Below are 18,696 nucleotides of genomic sequence, written 5' to 3'. Positions count from 1 at the left end.
CGATTTAATTTATCCAACAGAACCTTCTAAACTAATTTCCAACAGTTTTTGGGCCTCTATAGCAAATTCCATCGGTAATTTATTTAGCACTTCTTTGCTAAAGCCATTAACGATTAGGGCGATAGCCTTTTCGGTGCTTATACCTCTTTGATTACAATAAAATATTTGATCCTCACCAATCTTACTAGTGGTAGCCTCATGCTCTACTTGGGCAGTCTTATTTTTCACCTCTATATAAGGAAAAGTATGAGCGCCACATTCATTTCCCATCAATAGTGAATCACATTGAGAAAAATTACGTGCATTGTCGGCACGACTATTTATTTGCACCAAACCTCGGTAACTATTTTGTGATTTTCCAGCAGAAACACCTTTTGAGATAATGGTACTTCTTGTATTCTTACCGATATGGATCATTTTAGTACCCGTATCTGCTTGTTGGTAATTGTTGGTGACGGCTATTGAATAAAATTCTCCAATTGAATTATCTCCTTTTAAGATACAAGATGGATATTTCCAAGTAACGGCTGAACCTGTTTCAACTTGTGTCCAAGACACTTTAGCGTTCTTTTCACACAACGCTCTTTTTGTTACAAAATTGAATACCCCACCTTTACCATCTTTACCTCCAGGGAACCAGTTCTGTACTGTTGAGTACTTAATTTCTGCACCGTCCAAAGCAATCAATTCTACCACTGCGGCATGCAATTGATTCTCATCTCTTGATGGAGCGGTACACCCTTCTAAATAACTAACATAACTATCCTCGTCAGCAATAAGCAGGGTACGTTCGAACTGACCCGTGTTAGCCTGATTGATTCTAAAGTATGTCGAAAGTTCCATTGGGCATCTTACGCCTTTTGGAATGTAACAGAAACTACCATCTGTAAAGACCGCTGAATTTAAAGCGGCATAAAAATTATCCGTCTTCGGTACAACCGTACCCATATATTTCTTCACCAATTCAGGATGCTCTTGAATAGCTTCTGAAATAGGCATAAAAATAATTCCTTTTTCTGCTAACGTCTTTTTGAAAGTAGTTGCTACAGAAACTGAATCTACAACAATATCTACCGCAACGTTTTGTAATTTCTTTTGCTCATCAACCGAAATACCGAGCTTGCGATACATTTCTAATAAATCAGGATCTACATCATCTAATGATTTATTAGGGTCCGCAGATTTTGGAGCTGAATAATAGCTGATTGCCTGAAAATCTGGTTTATCATAATGAACATTAGCCCATTCAGGTTCTTCCATTTTTTTCCAAATCCGAAAAGCTTCTAAACGCCATAGTGTCATCCACTCTGGTTCTTCCTTTTTCTTTGAAATGGCAATAACTATTTCTTCGCTTAAGCCAATAGGAAATGTATCAGATTCAATGTCTGTATAGAAACCATATTCGTACTCTTTGGTTTCCAATTCTTTTTTTAATTCTTCTTCTGTATATGCCATATAGTTTAATTAGTTAATTGGTTTTACTCAATTAACAATTATCGATTTATAATGAAAAACTCTCTCCGCAACCACAAGTTCGTTGGGCATTTGGGTTATTAAAAACAAAACCCTTACCATTGAGGCCACCAGAGTATTCTAAGACAGTACCTACTAAATATAAAAAGCTCTTTTTGTCTATAATAATTCGAACGTTATTATCCTCAAAAACCTTATCGGCATCATCCTTCTTACTATCGAAGTTTAATTCATAAGATAATCCGCTACATCCACCACTTTTCACACCCACACGTACATAATCCGTTGACGCATCAAAACCTTCTTCTGTCATAAGGTTAATGACTTTCTGTTTTGCCGTTTCTGATACTTGAATCATAATTAACTAGATTTAATCTAAATAGATATACAAATGTACACTATATGTAAGCTTATTCCATGGATCCTAACATTATTATAACGTATATCCGTATAGAAGAATCCTATAAGAAATGAGCAGGATCTACTAACTATTTGATTTTAAGTAAAATTAAGTCAGTGTTTCCTTTAGAGGTCAATGAATTGAAATCTGTGCTTGAAGATTCACCTACTACCAAAATACTTCCATCAAAATTTTCTAGTAAATCAAAACCAAAATCAAGGCCAGAACCTCCAAAGGATTTTTCCCAAACAAGGTCACCTACCCTATTGGTTTTAACCACCCAAATATCGTTTTCACCCCTATTGAAAGTACTATCTTGATCATCACTTTTAGTATTCCCCGTTATAAGGAATCCGCCATCTTTACTTTGAACGACTGCTTGAGCTAAATCGAACTGCCTGCCTCCATAGGTTTGTTCCCAAATCAAATTTCCCTCTTCATCAAGTTTTATCATCCACATGTCTGATTCTCCATGGTTTAGCAGAATATCACCATTGGTACTGAACGTATTTCCCACTACTACGAAGCCCTTATCTGCTGTTTTGCCGATATCATAAGACACCTCGATACCTTCGCCACCAAAAGATTGCTCCCAAATTAAATTACCGAATGAATCTACTTTGACCACCCAAAAATCGTAACTACCATTGGTGTTAGTAATATCGAAATCATCACTCTCGGTAAAACCTGCCATTACAAAGCCGCCATCATCCGTTTGCACAACACCATGTGCCCGATCATTATTCGTGCCTCCAAAATAACCTCTCCATTGAACGTTACCTTCCTCATCAATTTTAGTCCCCCAAAACTCTCCAACACCATGGCTTGTCAATGAACTTCCTTTTTCTGTATTTCCATCTGACCTGGCCGATGTTATGTCTAAAAACCCAGTAAAGAAATATCCACCTTGCGATGCTTCGAGAATATCATATGAATGATCATGCCCTGAAAAGCCATAACTGCTTTCCCATTCCAAATCACCCTGAGCATCCAATTTCAGAATCCAATTATCATGAAAACCTTCGTTATTGGAAGCATCGCCATCACTACTCATAGAATAGCCTGTCAAAATATAACCTCCATCACTTGTTTGTGCTAGGCTTTGACCGATATCATCCTTACTGCCACCATGGGTTTTGTTCCATTTTAAATTTCCATTTCCATCAAACTTTAAAAACCAATAATCATTTTCCTTCTGTGACTTTGTTGAGATATCTCCATTGGTACTGCTTGTATATCCCAATATGGCATAACCACCATCAATTGTTTTAATAATTGCTTGTGCACTTTCATTTCCACTTCCCCCAAAATTCTTAGACCAATCAAGCTCCCCTTTAAATTCAGTATCCACCGAATCAAATGCTATTTCAGCATCTTCTTTAGCACAGGAAAAGATGAAGAAAGCGAATACTAGTAAAAACATATTTCGCATAATCAGTTCGATTTTCGAATTACAAAAAACCCGCTATTGATATCACTGATGATAATTTTACCACTTTCAAAATACGGGTAAACACTCCACACCCCAGCGAATTGAGTGTTGTTGTTTGCTGGATAGGTGTCAAAGAAAGCCTTCTCGACTACTACTCTTCCTTCAATATCGGTAATATCCAGAACGCGAACACCAGCAGTATAATTTGCCAAGAAAAACGCATCTCCTAAAACATACCCATTATGATCAATAGCATTTGTTGGCCCCAAATAGGTATGATGCAAAACCGGATTCTCTAAATCTGCCATATCAAAAATTAGTGTTCGGGTTTTAAAACCTTGCCGTACCTCATCTAACTCATCGCCTAAAATAAAATAGCGATGGTCCTCTGTAAACCACCCTTGGTGCGTATATCCAATATTCGGGTAGGGCAATGTCGACAATGTTATTGGAGTTTCCTTATTCGAAATATCAACAACTACCACTTGATCTTCATTCGCGCCGACAAATAGTTCTGCTCCGACAAAATTGGCATCGGGACCTTTATAGGTGACAACCTGTGCATCATGCGTATACCCATTCAAACCCCAACCACCCACAAGAGTAGGGATTAAAGGGTTTTGAAGATTTAAGAAATGTACACCACCATTAAACTGATCATCTCTATCGGTACCAACAGGATACGCAAAACCAGATAGTTCATTAATAACGATATTATGTGCATTGCCAAAGCCCCTATAATTCCCATCTGCAGAAAAAGTCTGAGAAGCGTTGTCTACATCTCTTAATTTTTTGAGGTCAAAAACCTGTATTCCATGATTATTTGCTTCCGCAACTATATAGACATAATCGCCATACACCTTAACATCCCTCCAAGAACTTGACGTAGTTGCCGTGGGCAGTTTTCCAAGATATATAGGGTTTACTGAATTCGATATGTCAATAAAAGCAGTACCGTTATCCAATCCCATTATGGCATATTCATTCCCTGTCTCTGCATCCGTCCATCCCCAAATATCATTTGCTGCTTCTGCAGACATGACTTCTAATGAAATAGTAGCCAATAAATCATAACCGCTGCATGGATATATCCCAGCCATACCATTTTCGCATGGTACAATAGTATTAATATCACCATTGGAAACAGAAGTTTCCTGCATAGCGTCATTTGTTGAACATCCACCAAAAATAAAATAAGTTAAAAACCACAACACGTTTTTCATGCAATCAATTTATATTCAATACCTAAAGATACTAATTGCATCATTTAATTATTGATAAATCCGCCGCTACCGTCATGTAACTGAAAGAATTGAATTATATTAACGGTCAAATCAACTAAGAATAAAACAATAGTACCTTATGTCAAACAAAAAGACCGATTTAAAAAAAAACACCCGTAGAAAATTTATAAAAAACACCGGTATGGCAGCAGCCGGCTTTATGATAGTTCCAAGACATGTGTTGGGCGGACCAGGGTATGTGGCGCCCAGTGATAAATTGAATATTGCAGGAATTGGAGTTGGTGGGAAAGGCCAAAGTGATATTGCTTCTTTTGCTGAAAGTCCAAACGTAAATATAGTATCTCTTTGTGATGTTGACGATAGGCAGGCAATTGCATCTAGAGAAGCGTTCCCAAAGGCCAGTTATTATAGTGATTTTAGGGATATGCTTGAAAAAGAAGGAAGCAATATCGATGCAGTATCTGTTTCAACACCTGACCATAACCATGCGGTAGCAGCTTACCAGGCTATGGCAATGGGCAAACATGTCTATGTACAAAAACCATTGACCCATGATATTTGGGAAGCAAGAATGCTAACTGAGGCTGCAAAAAAATATAAGGTTGTCACACAAATGGGGAATCAAGGAGGTTCTGGTGATGGTGTTCGTACAATGAAAGAAATGTATGATACCGGTATTATTGGAGATGTACATACTGTCAAATGCTGGACTAATAGGGCCATATGGCCACAAGCATTACAAACCCCTTCTAAAAAAGATAGGGTACCAAAAGGATTAGATTGGAATCTTTGGCTAGGGACTGCGGCAATGCGCGATTACAATAACGCTTACCTACCTTTTGATTGGAGAGGATGGTCAGATTTTGGTACTGGTGCTTTAGGTGATATGGCCTGCCATATTATGGATCCTGTTTATAGAATATTGCCGATTTTATATCCCGAACATGTGGAATGTAGCGTTTCGGATTCTTTTAGCGGTAATTTTGAATATAAAGATTACCCAAAAAGTTTTCCTAATTCCAGTAAGATACATTTAAGCTATCCTAGAACAGATGGAAAAGGTAAAATTAAAGTTACCTGGATGGATGGCGGATTATTACCCGAAAGACCCGAAGAAATGGGAGATGATGAATCTTTAGGCAATTGGGATGGTGGTGTGATGTTTATTGGTACCAAAGGAAAATTAATGGCCGATTGTTATGGAGCAAATCCAAGACTTCTTCCATTAAGCCTTAATGAACAATTTGAGGTGGAAGAAACCATTGCTCGTGTACCAGAAGGTCATTATTTACAGTGGGTAAATGCATGTATGGCTGGTTATGGCAATGCAGAGACCAGTTCTTCCTTTGATTATGCAGGGCCATTTACAGAAAGTATTCTAATTGGTAACTTGGCATTAAAATCATATTTTGAAGTAGATCCAAGTGCCGAAAACAAAGGTTTCTGGGGTAGTGGCAAACAATACTATGGCAGAAAACGTTTACTATGGGATGCAGAAAATATGAAAATCACCAATTTTGAACCTGCGAATAAATATGTAAAACGCACGTACAGGGATGGATATTCAGTAGGATAGGCCAAATACCTTTTAATTAATCAAGAATTAAAACTGGAGTTGAAAAGCTCCAGTTTTTTTATTCTCTAGTCTTATTTTACTTCTTAAATTTGCAGCATGTTAGAAGACAAAGATCAAGAAAGGACATCCATAGAAAAACTAGGAGAATTTGGACTCATAGAACACCTCACCAAAGATTTTAAGATTGAACAAAAATCGACTATAAAAGGTATTGGTGATGATGCCACAGTTTTAGATTTCAAAGACAAAAAGGCAGTCATTAGTACCGACTTATTAATTGAAGGGGTTCATTTTGACCTCAGCTACATGCCTCTAAAGCATTTAGGATATAAGGCCGTGATGGTAAATCTGTCCGATATTTATGCTATGAATGCGACGGCTACTCAAATCACCATTTCTATTGCAGTTTCAAATAGATTTCCTTTAGAAGCATTAGAAGAATTGTATGCCGGTGTAGCCATGGCGTGCAAAACATATAACGTAGATTTAGTTGGAGGTGACACTACCTCGTCTAAAACCGGCTTAATGATCAGTGTAACCGCAATTGGAGAAGCCAATGAAGTAAATATTGCCTATAGATCAGGCGCTAAACCAAACGACCTTTTAGTCGTATCTGGTGATCTTGGTGCTGCCTACATGGGTTTACAGGTTTTAGAACGTGAAAAAGAAGTTTTCAAGGTTAACCCTAATAGCCAACCCGACTTAGAACCTTATTCCTATCTCGTAGAACGGCAATTAAAGCCAGAAGCACGAAAGGATATTATTGAATTATTGAAAAAATTAGATGTTCACCCTACGTCGATGATAGATATAAGCGACGGTCTTTCATCAGAAATATTGCACTTGAGCAAAAGCAGTAGATTGGGTATCGATTTATATGAAGATAAAATTCCATTAGACCCAACGGTTATTGCTGCCTGTGAGGAATTTAAAATGGACAGTACCCTTATTGCACTTAGTGGTGGTGAGGATTATGAACTGTTATTCACTTTAGACCAAAAAGAATTCCCAAAAATAAAGGGCAATCCTAATTTAACCGTTGTGGGGCATACGACGGGTAAAGATGAAGATGCTTTCTTGATCTCTAGGAATAATACGAAGATTCCATTGACCGCTCAGGGTTGGAATTCATTCACCTAAAAAATGACGTTTAGGCCACTTGTTGCGTGGCAGTATGCCTACTTTGGTAAATATGTTCTAAAGTTCTATTGATGTCCTCTAACTCAGGTGTCAAACTAGAAAGGTTTCCACGTACATCTGTTGTTACTTGTTTTTGGCAATGAATACATTTGTATTCTTTGATGTGTGATGTTACCTTTTTTGAAATAGAGTAATGGTGACCAAAAATGTTGCAGAATAATTTTTTCATGCGATAGGTTTTTGTTGCAAGGGTTTCGATTTGGGTTATCGAGAAATGCGATTAAAAATTTATTAGATTAAAATTGTTCAGAAATTCGATAATACTAAACTTCCTTGTGTTAATGTACTGTATATTAAAGGACTGTACCAGTAATTGTTGTGAGTGTTCCCCAACCTGTTGTCAACCTACTTTTTTTTGGTGTCTTACCAAATCAAAAACCTCGGCTAGCCAATTATATCATAATCTTTCACTTAATTTGTAGCCATGTTCAAGAAAAAGGAAATTTTGGTTACGGCCTTTGCGCTATTCTCGCTTTTTTTTGGCGCCGGTAATTTAATTTTACCTCCGTTGCTAGGCTTTAAAGCTGGGGGCCAATGGCTTATTGTTACAATTGGCTTTTGTCTTTCCGCAATGGTGATTCCTCTTTTGGGTATTTTGGCACATGCCAAACTTCAAGGTACTTTGATCGATTTTGGAAAAAAAATATCACCCACCTTTAGCCTGGTCTATTCTTTTTTCATTTATACAATTGCTATTACCTTACCTGGACCAAGAACGGCTTCCGTGACCCATGAGATGGCAATACAGCCATTTTGGGATATTTCTCCTTGGTTTACGAGCAGTATTTATTTTGGCTTAGTATTTATTTTTGCCATGAATCGTTCGAAAATATTGGGCATATTGGGTAAACTATTGACCCCTGCCATCATCCTGATTTTGATTTTTGTAATCGGAATTACACTATTTTCTTTTCCGTTCGATTTTGGAACAACAACAATTGTAAGTCCGTTTACCAATGGTATTTTGGAAGGGTACCAAACATTTGATGCAATAGGCGCAGTAGTGGTAGGTGGCGTAATTATTATCTCCATCAATTTAAAGCACACCCATGCTTCATACGAAGACAAAAAATCATTAATTCGTAATGCCGGATGGCTAGCTGGTTTGGCGCTATTTCTAATTTATATGGGCTTAATACTTTCTGGAGCTTTGGTCCACTCAGTCTTTGATGCGGATACCACAAGAACTGCCCTACTTTCGGGATTGGCAATACAGAGTTTAGGCAATGTCGGAAATTTTTTTCTTAGCGTATTGGTAGGTATCGCATGTTTTACCACAGCCGTAGGAATCGTTACAGGAACCGCAGATTTTGTAAAATCAAGATTCAACAATTCTCAAACAGCTTATAACATTACAGCAATCATAGGTAGCGTTTTGGGCGTACTTATGGGCCAATTCAATGTTGGTTATATTATTGCGGTGGCGTTACCCTCCTTGATGTTTATTTACCCCATTACTATCATTTTGATTTTGTTGAATGTAGTACCAGATAGATTTGCCTCTCCGCTAGTGTTCAAAGTAGTTACTATTGCGACTATTCTTTTTAGTGTACCCGATTTTTTAGGAAGTATTAGTGCTATTGCCCCTTCACCCGAAACGTTCTTTTGGATTCCATTGCAGCAATATAGTTTAGGATGGGTTTTACCTGCATTGGTGGTATTTGTTTTTTTAAACACTATTCTTTTGTCCAAGAAAAAATAAAATTCATTTAATTAGTTCAACTTTTCTAATGCTAGAATCCATTTAGTCCCTTCCTTTATTTTTCTTAGAGAGCTTGAGGTTTCCCAAATTAGAAAACATTCGGACAGGGCAGAACGCTCCATTTTTTTGGAAAAAGTTTATTTAAGGAAATAAAAACTCATATTCTTTATTTTGAAATTCTTACTAATAGAAAATTTCCTTTCATAAATTAATTAGAAAATCTACCATTGTTAAGGTTATAATACTACCGGTTTGTCTCTAAAGTTTAAAACATCCTTTAGAAATTAAAAGTGTTAAAACCAAACCTTCACTAAAAAGGTTGCGTAGATAGGGTATACTAAAAAAATAAATCAATATGAAAATTTCAAAAACTATTAAACTAGCGACACTTGCCCTAACATTAGGATTAAGCGCTTCTTCTTTTGCTCAAGATGGTGGCATGGAAATGAAGAAGAGTGAAAAAATGATGAAGGCAGAAAAGAAAATGATGAAAGAGGTTAAAATGGTGATGCATACCAAAATGGTTGGTGGTGCAGAAATGTTTCCAGATAAAAACATTATTGAAAATGCAGTGAATTCAAAAGACCACACAACTTTAGTTGCCGCAGTAAAAGCAGCAGGTTTAGTTGAGACGTTACAAGGTGATGGTCCTTTTACAGTTTTTGCACCTACTAATTCCTCATTTGAAAAATTACCTAAAGGAACAGTTGAAACGTTACTAATGGCAGAGAACAAGGCGAAATTACAATCTGTACTTACATATCACGTGGTTGCTGGAAAAATCAGTGCCTTGGATTTAATAAAAATGATTAAAGAAGGTAAAGGTAAAGCCGAATTGACTACAGTCAATGGTGGTAAATTAACTGCGATGTTAAAAGGTAAGAATGTAGAATTAAAAGATGCTGCCGGTAACATGTCAATGGTTACTATCGCAGATGTTAATCAATCAAATGGAGTAATTCATGTTGTTGATTCTGTAGTTCTACCAGGAATGTAAAAATAAAATTCCTCTAATTTAAATGAACGGCCCATAAAATATGGGCCGTTTTTTATTCTAAAAACTAAAATTCTATTTCCAAACTAATAGGGCAATGATCACTTCCCATAATTTGATCATGAATCTGGGCAGATTTCACTTTAGACCATATTGATTCACTCACCAAAAAATAATCGAGACGCCAGCCCACATTTCGCCCTCTAGCACCACCACGCATACTCCAAAATGTATATTTGTCAAAAGTTGTTGGGTGTAAAGTTCTAAAACTATCCACCAAATTCAAATCATTTAATATCGTATCAAAACCGTCAATTTCTACCTGCGTAAATCCAGAATTTTTGTTATAATTACTTTTGGGATTGGCCAAATCATTCGCTGTGTGGGCTACATTAAAATCACCGGTAATAATTAACGGTTTGCTTTTAGATAATTTGGATAAATATTTGGTAAAATCGGTGTCCCATCCTGCCCTATAATCGAGTCTTTTCAAGCCACTTCCGCTATTCGGAACATATACATTAACTAAATGGAACTGTTCAAATTCAGAATGTGTAATACGCCCCTCCATATCATGCTCTTCCACGCCCATGTTCTTATCGAATTTTATGGGCTTTTGCTTCGCTAATATTCCGGTACCTGAATATCCTTTCTTATCAGCGCTATTGGTACATAGTTCATAGCCATCTAAATCCTTCAAAGCTTCACTCACCTGATCATCTTGTGCCTTGGTTTCTTGAATACAGAAAATATCCGCATCAAAATCTGAAACAATTTGTTCAAACCCTTTTTTTACAGAAGCCCTTATACCATTAACGTTCCACGATACTAATTTCATTATGCTATAGTATTAATTCATCAATTCTTCAATCTCCTCTGCACGTATAGGAATGTTGCCCATTAGGTTAAATGGTTCTCCAGATTCTTGAACCACCACATCATCTTCTAAACGAACACCTATTTGCTCTTCAGGAATATAAATACCTGGTTCTACTGTAAAAACCATATTAGCTTTCATAGGGGTTTTTAATGTGCCATAATCGTGCGTATTTAAACCAATATGATGGCTGGTACCATGCATGAAGTATTTTTTATATGCGGGCCAATCTGGATTCTCATTTTGAACATCGGCCTTATCAAGTAATCCCAACCCGACTAACTCAGATGTCATTAGTTTACCACACTCTTTGTGGTACTCTGCCCAAAGCGTACCAGGAACCAGCATTTTAGTAGCATCATCCTTTACACGCAAAACTGCATTATACACTTCTTTTTGTCGCTTGGTGAATTTTCCGTTGACAGGAACGGTTCTGGTCAAATCACTAGAGTAGTTTGCGTATTCTGCTGCAACATCCAACAAAATCATATCCCCATCATTGCAAGGTCTGTTATTCTCCAAATAGTGCAACACATTGGCATTATTTCCAGAAGCAATAATTGGTGGGTATGCAAATCCCTTTGAGCGGTTGCTGATGAACTCATGTAATAATTCAGCCTCAATTTCGTATTCCATTACGCCTGGTCTTACAAAACCAAGTAACCTGCGAAAACCCTTTTCAGTGATATTACAAGCAGTTTGCATCAAAACTAATTCTTCTGGCTCCTTTATACCACGAATTTCTTGAAGAATAGTATTGCTTTTCGCTACTTTGTGAGCCGGGTATTCTTTTTTACATTTTTCTATAAAGCGATCTTCACGGGTCTGTGTTTCAACAGCCTGTCTATAATGTTCGTTGGTATTGAACGAAATAGTTTCGGCCTCGGTCATTAAATCAAAGAATACCTTGTCAAATTCCTTTAACCAATAAATGGTCTGTATCCCTGAAACTTCAGTTCCCTTTTCTTTCGTCAATTTAGCACCCTCCCAAACGGCAATGTGTTTATTGGTTTCGCGTACGAAAAGAATTTCGCGGTGTTTTCTATCTATTGCATTTGGGAACAATACTAAAATAGTCTCTTCTTGATCCGCTCCAGACAGGTAAAAGATATCTCTATGTTGCTCAAAAGGCAATACACTATCGGCACCAATTGGGTAAACATCATTCGAATTAAAAACGGCAATAGTTTTTGGCTGCATGCGTTCCATAAACTTCCTTCGGTTCTTTACAAATAAGGAATTAGGTATCTGTTCGTATTTCATGAATTTATATTTTGATATGAAATTACGGATAATGAGTTGTTTACTTAGAAAATAGGGCATAGAATAATAAAATTTACACATAATATTCCCCTTAATTTTAGCATCTAATTGGTTAACTTGGATGCTTCAACCAAAAACAAACAACTAATGAAAAATAGGCTACTTCTTACTCCTTTCTTTTTTTTAGCTTTCTGTTTCACTATAGCACAAACCAAAAACTCAGTTTTTGAGAATCTAAACTTCCGCTTTATTGGACCCGAAGGCAATCGTACTATTGCAATAGCGGGAATACCCGGAGACCCAATGACCACTTATATTGGCGCAGCATCTGGCGGGTTGTGGAAAACCACTGATGCAGGAATTACTTGGAAACCTATTTTCGATGACCAGAATGTATCTTCTATTGGTTCTTTAGCAATCACGCCAACCAACCCAGATATTGTATGGGTCGGTACAGGTGAAACCTTCATTATTAGACCAGCCCATGCCATGGGTGACGGCATATATAAATCTATTGACGGAGGAAAGACGTGGAAAAACATGGGTCTAGAAAAGACAGGTCGTATAGGTCGAGTTATCGTGCATCCTACCAATCCAGATATTGTTTACGCCGCCGCTTTAGGCCACACCTATGGCAAACAACAAGAACGTGGCGTTTATAAAACTGAAGATGGAGGGAAGACTTGGAAACGTATATTTTTTGTAGATGAAAACACAGGTGCTGCCGAACTAGCCATAGATCCTAAAAACCCGGATCGCCTTTTAGTAGGCATGTGGTCTATAAAAATAAATACCTGGGGGTTGAATAGCGGCGGGCCTGGCGGCGGAGTATATAGAACAATAGATGGTGGTGAACATTGGGAGCCACTTAATGAAAAAGGTCTTCCCGGCGGTAAAGATAATCCGGTAGGCAAAACAGCAGTTGCCATTTCTCAATCACAACCTAACATCGTATATGCCCTTTTTGAAATGGATAGTCCTGCACTTTATCGTTCTGAAGATTTTGGAGAAACTTGGGCATTACAAACACACAATCATGACATTGCAGAACGTGCTCCCTATTACACCCGAATGGCGGTTTCTACCACGGATCCGAACGAGCTATATTTTGCAAGTGTAAAATTCAGTATTTCAAAGGATGGCGGAAAAACAATTAAGAGTGGGTATAGTGCAGGGGGTGATAATCATGATATTTGGGTAGACCCTACCAATGCCGACCGTATAATGGTCGCTCATGACGGAGGTGCGAGTATTAGTATGAATCACGGTGAAACTTTTCAACGTATTGTGCTGCCTATCGCACAAATGTACCACGTATCAGTTGATGATCAGATTCCTTATAATGTTTATGGAAATCGACAAGATGGCTATTCTTATAAAGGTCCTAGTAATAGCCGACAAGGCTATATTCCTTTAGGATTGTGGGAAAGCGTCGGAGGCTGTGAAAGCGGTTTTGCTCAACCAGATCCTTTTGATAATAACATTGTATGGTCTGGTTGCTATGATGGCGGGCTGCAACGTTATAATGCAAAAACAGGACATGTTCGTGACGTTCGTGTTTGGCCAGAGGCAGGGTATGGTTGGGAGCCAGGCAAACTAAAATATCGATGGCATTGGAACTTTCCATTAGCCTTTTCACCTCATACCAAACATAGAGTTTATGTAGGTAGTCAATACGTTCATAAAAGTGATGATGGTGGCCAAAGTTGGCAAGTAATTAGTCCTGATTTAACTTTGAATGATAAAACACACCAACAAAATTCTGGGGGAATAGCAGTAGACAACCTAATGACTTTTGATGGTTCTGTATTATTTAGTATTGAAGAATCTGAATTGGAACCTGGCCTTATATGGACAGGTAGTAATGATGGGCAGGTACAATTGACTAAAAATGGGGGTACGAATTGGACCAATGTTACAGCAAATATTCCAGATTTACCAAAATGGGGAACAATTGCCAATATTGAAGTATCGCGTTATAAAAAAGGATCTGTCTATATAGCGGTAGATTTACATCAAATGGGCAGTTTTGACCCTTATGTATATAAAACGGAAGATTACGGAGTAACATGGAAATTGATAAGTGCGTCTGTACCTAAATCAGTGCATAGTTTTGCACATGTTATAAAGGAAGACCCCAAAAGGGAAGGAATGTTATATTTGGGAGTTGACAATGGGCTCTATATAAGTCATGATGATGGAAATAGTTGGATGCGCTTTCGAAACAACCTACCTCCAGCACCTGTATATTGGCTTGAAATACAAGAACGGTTCGATGATTTAGTAGTGGGCACCTATGGCCGCGGCTATTACATTTTAGACAATGTGGCGCCATTACGTGAATTTGATTTAGATGCAAAAGATAAATCAGCTCATTTATTTAGTCTTCGACCTGCATATCGATTTATAGACCAACAAAGTATAAAAACCGATGGCCCTAGTTTAAACTCCGGAACTAACCCGGAATACGGCGCGGATATCCATTATTATTTAAAGGATAGTACAGACCGAAAAGTTGAAATTCAAATATTGACGGATTCCGATGAGATAATCAGAACTTTAGAAGGTAAACAGAATGAAGGAATCCATCGTGTGATGTGGGATTTAAGGTACGAACCCACCTATACCGCAAAGTTACAAACCACGCCTCCGGGAAGACCATGGGTACAATTGAATGGAGAAGGTTGGCGCCCTTTAGTTACTTGGGATCTAGATTTATGGAGAGGTCAATTTGGCCCACGTGTGGTACCAAAAAATTACAAAGTAAAACTGATTGTCGGAGAAGAAGAATTTGTCAGAGAACTAAAGGTTTTAAAGGACCCTAGTTCTGAAGGAACTATAAAGGAAATAGAAGAGCAGGTAGCTTTCTCATTAGAACTACGAGATGCCATGAACCTTGCCGTTACGATGATAAATGATATGGAGACCATTAGAGCAGAGTTAAACGAAATAATTCCAAAATTAAAGCGTAGTACTGATCGTAAAAAATCACAAGAGTTAAGAAAATTGGCCGAAAATATTGTAAGCTCGCTATATGATATTCAACTAACCGGAGCACGAGAAGATGCTTTTAGGTCACCTATGAAATTATATGGAAGGTTGAGCGCTCTAGCTAGTGATATTGGCGGATACGGAGCCGATTTCAAACCCACAGACCAACAGAGAGAAGTATATGCTATTTTTAACAAACGTTTGAAAGATGTGGATGCAAGGTTCAAAAAGTTTATGGATGTTGAAATCAAAAAATTGAATACTCAATTGAAAAAAAGTGAACTACAAATCCAAAATAACAAAAAACTCAAATTATAACATAATACATCAAAACATGAAAAAACCAATCTCTTTCGCCTTATTAGCAATCTTGATGAGTTCTTGCGGTGAAACCAAAAAAGAAGAATCACAAGCCGAATTATTTAAACGGATAGATACTGAAATCATAGCAAACACTAAAGGCTATAGTACTTTAAAAGAGGCTACCGAAACAATCGGCCATAGATTGACGGGGTCTTCTAACGGCGAAAAAGCCGAAGAATACACCTATAATAAGTTTAAGGAATATGGTTTTGAAAATGTAGAATATCAAACTTTTGAGGTGGAAGCATGGTCTAGAGGTAACGTTTCCTTAGAAATCAATAATGAACCTGTAAAAGTTGTTACGCTAGGTCATTCTCCTATTGAAGCTATTGTATCAGGAGAAATCGTAGATATGGGTAATGGTTTGGATGCAAATTATACTGTCAACCCAGATGCCGTAAAGGGAAAAATTGCCTTGGTGTATATTAATATTTTACCTGATAGTCCAGAAGGGTTGACCAATCTTCATCGAAGTGAAAAATCAGCCTTGGCTATTAAAAATGGTGCTATCGGTATCATCATCGTTAATCAAGTGGATAACGGAGTGCTATTAACGGGTACTGCGTCTGTAACCGGAGAGTTAATCCCAATTCCTGCAGTTTGTATTGGCAAGGAAGATGGTATGGCTCTAAAAGAATCCTTGAAAACTAAAAAAGCCACTGCTAAAATAGCAATGACCAACAAAAGTGATGTTATAAAAGCCAGAAATGTCGTAGCGACGTTACCAGGTAGTGAAATTCCAGAAGAGGAAATAGTACTTGGTGGTCATTTAGATTCTTGGGATTTGGCAACCGGTGCTATCGATAATGGTATTGGTTCTTTTGCTGTTATAGATATAGCACGAGCTTTTAAAGCCAATAATTTGCACCCAAAACGTACCGTAAAATTTGTGATGTTCATGGGGGAAGAACAAGGGCTTTTAGGTTCTACATATTTAGTAGAGCAAGCTATTAAAAACAACACCATAGACAAAATAAAGTATATGATGAATCTAGATATGTCTGGTAACCCAATAGGTATGAACGCTGGTGGCAAATTAGACGATGAGCAGTTTTTTAAGGAGTTAGGTGCTGCGATTCAACAACAAGATACCATCTACCAAAATACTTTTTCGAATAATTCTGGGTTGCATAGCGATCATCAACCATTTATGCTAGAAGGTGTTCCAATTCTATCCGTAAACAGCAATTTAGACCGTTCTATTTATGGCTGCTACCATTCTGATTGTGATAATTTCAATCTGGTGAATAAAGACCACATGACCAATACCGCTCGTTTTGGAACAATGATGCTTTATTCAGTAGCCAATGCAGACAAATTACCTGCAACCAAAATGGATAGTGAAACTACTAAAGAATTCATGATCAAAAATAACTTGAAAGAAAAATTGATTATTGGTAATGATTGGAAATGGGAGAAATAAAAATTCTACAATCCTTATTAAAAAAAATGTTTAAGCAGGGCATTATTCCCATTTTGCTCTGCTTTTCTTTTTTAATTGGATGTTCGCAATATTCAGAAGAAAAATCGGTCAATTATTTTGAATTGATACGTCCAGAATTTACGGGAAAACTTGCCTATGAAACCACGGACTTTGTGGAAGATTATTGGCGCGTTGTGGGGAATACCGGATTTAATAATACGATCTATCTCATTGCCGATACTTTAAAAGCCGCTGGCTATGTATTAGAAGAAAAAGCAAGTACTACAGACCGACTAACCTATCGCATTGAAAAGAGAACAATGGACCACCAAACGTGGGAACCGGTTTCCGCATCTTTGCAAATCGTTGGTGAAGACGAACCTTTTTTAGAGTCTGTCTCGAACCGAAATATGACCTACCTAAATTCGGCATCTACTCCTGAAAATGGAGTTGAAGCTGAAATTGTACATATTCAAAGTATTGATGAGTTAGCTACTATAACGATTAAGGATAAAATAGTTTTTACCGAATTAAGCGCCAGAAGAATTTTTGAAACTGTATTAGAAAACGGAGCGTTAGGCATCATCACTTATGATAATCCGAATTATCTACAACCGAAAAAAAACAAAACATCAATACAATTTAGAAGTCTACCATCACAAGATTCAACTAATTTTTGGGGTATTGCACTTTCCTATGAAGCAAAAGAAAAATTGACTAGCCAATTACAAAAAGGAAAAACCAAGGTGCTAGTTACTATTCAAACCAAACGGTACACATCCGAAGAATTGACCATTGTAGCAAATATCAAAGGTTCAAAGAAACCAGATGAGCGACTTGTATTCAGCGCACATATTCAAGAACCGGGTGCCAATGACAACGCCACCGGAATTGGTGCGCAATTAGAAATTGCTAAAGTGGCCGCAAAACTTTTCAGGAATGGAACTATAGAATTAGATCGTACCATGACTTTTTTATGGGGCGATGAAATCATCTCTACGCGCAGGTATATTCAAGAAAATCAAGAACGTGCCATAGGCATAAGATGGGGCATAAGTTTAGATATGGTAGGTGAAAATACATCAATAACGGGTGGTTCGTTTTTAATTGAGAAAATGCCTGACCCAAGTGCAATTTGGACACGTGGTGCGGATAAGCATACGGAATGGGGCGGTGACGTTTTGTCCTTAGAAGATATGAAACCCCATTACCTCAACGATTTTATATATACCACTTTCAAAGAACAGGGCAATTTTGCTAACTGGGTAGTTGGAACGAATCCGTTTGAGGGCGGTAGTGATCACACTCCATTTTTAGAAGCAAATATTCCCGGACTCCTACTTTGGCATTTTACAGACCAATTCTACCATACCGATAATGACCGAATAGATAAGGTGTCGCAAGAAACCTTAAAAAATGTAGGAACTGCAGCGTTGGTAAGTGGTTTAAAATTGGTCAATTCAGATTCGAGTTTTGCACTAGAACAGATATCAGTTTTAAAAGAGCAAGCGTTACTTCGATTGTCAAATGAATTTGAATTAAGTAAAACAGCAATTGAAAATGGCGAAAAATTAGCCCATGAAATTCAAATACTAAATGCATGGAATGATTGGTATAATAAGGCCATTGCATCCGTAATCGATGTTGTGAATGAAGACGATAGTTCTGTAAAGAACGCGATTAATGATGCACAAAAAAAAATCGAATCGAAATCGGATGCTTTATTAGAAAAACTGAGCGCACTATAAGCCCAATCGC

14 protein-coding genes are annotated in these 18,696 nt (G+C 37.5%); 7 read left to right on the top strand and 7 right to left on the bottom strand.

The genetic code is table 11. The features are described 5' to 3' along the window. Positions 1-9: 9 nt before the first annotated feature. The 4 genes from sufB to ES765_RS12785 form a co-directional block, all read right to left on the bottom strand. Complete coding sequence (gene sufB, locus ES765_RS12800) at positions 10-1,455, bottom strand: Fe-S cluster assembly protein SufB (protein ID WP_138114716.1); 1,446 nt, start codon at positions 1,453-1,455, stop codon at positions 10-12. 46 nt (positions 1,456-1,501) lie between these two features. Further along, entirely contained in the window at positions 1,502-1,831 is a 330-nt protein-coding gene (locus ES765_RS12795) for a HesB/IscA family protein (RefSeq protein WP_138114715.1), read from the bottom strand. A 130-nt stretch (positions 1,832-1,961) separates the two neighbouring features. Continuing rightward, positions 1,962-3,296 (bottom strand): hypothetical protein, encoded by a 1,335-nt coding sequence (locus tag ES765_RS12790; protein ID WP_249356380.1) that lies wholly within the window; start codon positions 3,294-3,296, stop codon positions 1,962-1,964. An 11-nt stretch (positions 3,297-3,307) separates the two neighbouring features. Beyond that, entirely contained in the window at positions 3,308-4,528 is a 1,221-nt protein-coding gene (locus ES765_RS12785) for a choice-of-anchor B family protein (protein ID WP_138114713.1), read from the bottom strand. Positions 4,529-4,667: 139 nt separating this feature from the next. On the opposite strand from ES765_RS12785, the gene ES765_RS12780 reads away from it, so the two are divergent. After that, positions 4,668-6,125, top strand: a complete 1,458-nt coding sequence (locus tag ES765_RS12780; RefSeq protein ID WP_138114712.1) for a Gfo/Idh/MocA family protein — start codon at positions 4,668-4,670, stop codon at positions 6,123-6,125. Between the two features lie 96 nt (positions 6,126-6,221). Further along, the gene (thiL, locus tag ES765_RS12775; RefSeq protein WP_138114711.1) at positions 6,222-7,265 is read left to right on the top strand and encodes a thiamine-phosphate kinase; all 1,044 of its coding nucleotides are present in this window, start codon (positions 6,222-6,224) and stop codon (positions 7,263-7,265) included. A gap of 10 nt (positions 7,266-7,275) precedes the next feature. Here the strand turns inward: thiL and ES765_RS12770 are convergent, their stop codons facing one another. Further along, positions 7,276-7,494, bottom strand: a complete 219-nt coding sequence (locus ES765_RS12770) for a hypothetical protein (RefSeq protein WP_138114710.1) — start codon at positions 7,492-7,494, stop codon at positions 7,276-7,278. Positions 7,495-7,749: 255 nt separating this feature from the next. Here ES765_RS12770 and ES765_RS12765 point away from each other — a divergent pair, with 255 nt between their 5' ends. Together ES765_RS12765 and ES765_RS12760 are read left to right on the top strand one after the other, a co-directional pair. Further along, the gene (locus tag ES765_RS12765; protein ID WP_138114709.1) at positions 7,750-9,027 is read left to right on the top strand and encodes a branched-chain amino acid transport system II carrier protein; all 1,278 of its coding nucleotides are present in this window, start codon (positions 7,750-7,752) and stop codon (positions 9,025-9,027) included. A gap of 355 nt (positions 9,028-9,382) precedes the next feature. Next, positions 9,383-10,024 carry a fasciclin domain-containing protein gene (locus tag ES765_RS12760; RefSeq protein WP_138114708.1) on the top strand — a complete coding sequence of 214 codons (642 nt, stop codon included), beginning with the start codon at positions 9,383-9,385 and terminating at the stop codon, positions 10,022-10,024. Positions 10,025-10,088: 64 nt separating this feature from the next. Here ES765_RS12760 and ES765_RS12755 read toward each other — a convergent pair whose 3' ends face one another. Together ES765_RS12755 and ES765_RS12750 are read right to left on the bottom strand one after the other, a co-directional pair. Next, a complete protein-coding gene (locus ES765_RS12755; protein WP_138114707.1) occupies positions 10,089-10,859 on the bottom strand; it encodes an exodeoxyribonuclease III in 771 nt (256 codons plus the stop codon). Between the two features lie 12 nt (positions 10,860-10,871). After that, complete coding sequence (locus tag ES765_RS12750; RefSeq protein WP_138114706.1) at positions 10,872-12,161, bottom strand: aminopeptidase P family protein; 1,290 nt, start codon at positions 12,159-12,161, stop codon at positions 10,872-10,874. Positions 12,162-12,308: 147 nt separating this feature from the next. Here ES765_RS12750 and ES765_RS12745 point away from each other — a divergent pair, with 147 nt between their 5' ends. Genes ES765_RS12745 through ES765_RS12735 form a run of 3 tightly spaced genes read left to right on the top strand, consistent with a single transcriptional unit; the run spans position 12,309 to position 18,686 of the window. After that, the gene (locus ES765_RS12745; RefSeq protein ID WP_138114705.1) at positions 12,309-15,470 is read left to right on the top strand and encodes a WD40/YVTN/BNR-like repeat-containing protein; all 3,162 of its coding nucleotides are present in this window, start codon (positions 12,309-12,311) and stop codon (positions 15,468-15,470) included. Positions 15,471-15,486: 16 nt separating this feature from the next. Beyond that, positions 15,487-16,938 (top strand): M20/M25/M40 family metallo-hydrolase, encoded by a 1,452-nt coding sequence (locus tag ES765_RS12740; RefSeq protein WP_138114704.1) that lies wholly within the window; start codon positions 15,487-15,489, stop codon positions 16,936-16,938. Continuing rightward, on the top strand, positions 16,926-18,686 hold the full coding sequence (locus ES765_RS12735) for a M28 family peptidase (protein WP_249356377.1): 1,761 nt from the start codon (positions 16,926-16,928) through the stop codon (positions 18,684-18,686). The genes ES765_RS12740 and ES765_RS12735 overlap by 13 nt, the downstream gene beginning before the upstream one ends. Positions 18,687-18,696 lie beyond the last annotated feature (10 nt).

Origin of the sequence: Maribacter sp. ACAM166, from assembly GCF_005771495.1 — a bacterium.
GTDB lineage: Bacteria > Bacteroidota > Bacteroidia > Flavobacteriales > Flavobacteriaceae > Maribacter.
This window is presented reverse-complemented; position numbering and strand designations above follow the sequence as displayed.